This is a genomic window from Streptomyces sp. UH6, assembly GCF_013421635.1.
GTDB classification, from domain to species: Bacteria; Actinomycetota; Actinomycetes; order Streptomycetales; family Streptomycetaceae; genus Streptomyces; species Streptomyces abyssomicinicus.
On sequence record NZ_JACADT010000797.1, the window covers coordinates 1 to 2,645 of the forward strand.

General features: G+C 72.6%; 2 protein-coding genes. One reads left to right on the forward strand and one right to left on the reverse strand.

What is annotated here, in order from left to right:
- Positions 1 to 352 precede the first annotated feature (352 nt).
- Positions 353 to 805 (forward strand): ATP-binding protein, encoded by a 453-nt coding sequence (locus HW445_RS25965; protein WP_180223323.1) that lies wholly within the window; start codon positions 353 to 355, stop codon positions 803 to 805.
- An 81-nt stretch (positions 806 to 886) separates the two neighbouring features.
- Here the strand turns inward: HW445_RS25965 and HW445_RS25970 are convergent, their stop codons facing one another.
- On the reverse strand, positions 887 to 2,344 hold the full coding sequence (locus tag HW445_RS25970; RefSeq protein WP_308799932.1) for an aminopeptidase P family protein: 1,458 nt from the start codon (positions 2,342 to 2,344) through the stop codon (positions 887 to 889).
- Between the last annotated feature and the right edge of the window lie 301 nt (positions 2,345 to 2,645).

The following is a 2,645-nucleotide window of genomic DNA, read 5'->3' on the forward strand; positions in this document are numbered from 1 at the left end:
GCACGGCGGGGTGCGCGGCCGCGGCGGCCACGGAGGCCGCTGCCGAGGGCACCGAGGACGCGAGAACATGCCCTCCGCCGGCCAGCACGACGCAGACCGCGGCGAAGGCCGCGGCCCGCGGATACCGGAGGGAGTCCCCGGTGTGCGCCGTGCGCTGGTGGAGGGCAGTCATGGCCGCCCCATCATCCCACTGGTCCCTTCCTCATCCCAGACCAGGTCCGTAATGCGCCGAGTACTGCCGTATGGTCCGCCGCCGTATGGGCGTTCTCACGTCAACCGGGCGCTTACGCCCACGCAGCGAGGGCAATACGTAACGGTATGTCGAGCCGAGCCGCGGCCTGGAGGCAGGAGCATGAGCATCTTGTGGTCACTCCAATTGCGGCGTGAGGCTGCCAGCGTTCCCTTCGCCCGCCGCCTGCTGCTGGGCGCGATGGAGACCGCGGGCGTCGACCCGGACATCTGCTACGACCTGTCGGTGGCCCTCAGCGAGGCCTGTGCCAACGCCGTGGAGCACGGCGGGCAGGGGGCCGGTGCGGCTGCCGCCTACCAGGTGACCGCCTACCTGGACGGCGAGCGCTGCCGGATCGAGGTGTCGGACTCGGGCCCGGGCTTCGCGGGCGGCGCGCTGTACCCGTTCGTCACCGAGCCCGGCGCGGAGGCGGAGAGCGGGCGGGGGCTGATGCTGATCCAGAAGCTCGCCGACCACGTGCGCGTCGACAACCTGCCGGGCGCGGGGGGTGCGGTCGTCAGCTTCGACAAGCTCCTCAAGTGGCGCGAGAACGCCCCGCTGACCGCCGCGGTCTGAGCGGAGCACGACGACGACGAGGGCCCCGGACCGGTGGACTGTGTTCCAGCGGTCCGGGGCCCTCGGACGGGCGGGCGGGCGTCAGCCGTCGAGCCGCGCCATCCACGCCTCGACGTCCTCGGAGCGGCGCGGGAGGGCGGCGGACAGGTTCCGGTTGCCGTCCTCGGTGACCAGGATGTCGTCCTCGATCCGCACGCCGATGCCGCGGTACTCCTCCGGCACGGTGAGGTCGTCGGCCTGGAAGTAGAGGCCCGGCTCGACCGTGAGGCACATGCCCGGCTCGAGGGTGCCCGCGACGTAGGTCTCGGTGCGGGCGACCGCGCAGTCGTGGACGTCCATGCCGAGCATGTGGCCGGTGCCGTGCAGTGTCCAGCGGCGCTGGAGGCCGAGCTCCAGGACGCGTTCCACCGGGCCCTCGACCAGGCCCCACTCGACCAGCTTCTCCGCGAGGACCCGCTGGGCGGCGTCGTGGAAGTCGCGGTACTTGGCGCCCGGCTTTACGGCGGCGATGCCGGCCTCCTGGGCCTCGTACACCGCGTCGTAGATCTTCCGCTGGATCTCGCTGAAGCGGCCGTCGACCGGGAGGGTGCGGGTGACGTCGGCCGTGTAGTAGGTGTGCGTCTCCACACCGGCGTCGAGGAGCAGCAGGTCGCCGGAGCGGACCGGACCGTCGTTGCGGACCCAGTGGAGGGTGCACGCGTGCGGGCCGGAGGCGGCGATGGTGCCGTAGCCGACGTCGTTGCCCTCGACGCGGGCGCGCAGGAAGAAGGTGCCCTCGATGTAGCGCTCGGAGGTGGCCTTGGCCTGGTCGAGGACCTTCACCACGTCCTCGAAGCCGCGGACGGTGGAGTCGACGGCCTTCTGCAGCTCGGCGACCTCGAAGTCGTCCTTGACCAGGCGCATCTCGGAGAGGAAGACCCGCAGCTCCTCGTCGCGCTCGGCGGTGACCTTGTCGGTCAGCGCCGCCTCGACGCCGGCGTCGTAGCCGCGGACCACGCGGACCGGGCCGGTCGCCTCGCGCAGCCGGTCGGCCAGCTCGCGCACGTCGGAGCAGGGGACGCCGTACAGCAGCTCGGCCTCGGTGAGGGAGTGGCGGCGGCCGACCCACAGCTCTCCCTGGCCGGAGAGCCAGAACTCGCCGTTCTCCCGGTCGGACCGCGGCAGCAGGTAGAGGGTGGCCCGGTGGCCGTCCGCGGCCGGCTCCAGGACCAGGACGCCGTCCTCGGTCTGGTTGCCGGTGAGGTAGGCGTACTCCACCGAGGAGCGGAAGGCGTACTCGGTGTCGTTGGAGCGCGTCTTGAGGTTGCCGGCGGGCACGACCAGGCGCTCGCCCGGGAAGCGGGCGGAGAGGGCGGCGCGGCGGCGGGCGGTCTCCCCGGCCTGGGCGATCGGCTCCAGGTCGCGCAGCTCGGTGTCGGCCCAGCCGGACTTCATGTTCTCGGCGAGCTCGTCGGACACGCCCGGGTACAGGCCGTTCTTGCGCTGCTTGATCGGCTCTTCGGCTTCGGTGTCCGGGGTCTCCGGCAGCTCTTCGGCCACGTCGTCCTCCTCAGGTACAGATGTACTCACCATCGTACGTTTCGAGGGGAACGCGACCCCAGGGGCGGACGGTCAGGAGCGGGTGACGCGGAGCACGTGCCGAAGCGGCGACCGCCGGCCGGCGGCGGGTGCGGTCCGGTGGCCCCGCCACCGTCCGCCGCCGCCACCCGTCTCTCCCCCCGTGCCGCCCGTCCTTCCTCCCCACACCCTTGCGGCGGAGAGCCGCTCAGTCGAAGCGGGCCGCCAGCAGCACGACGTCGTCGGGGCTGTCCGCCGTGTCCCGCCCGCCCGGCAGCACCGC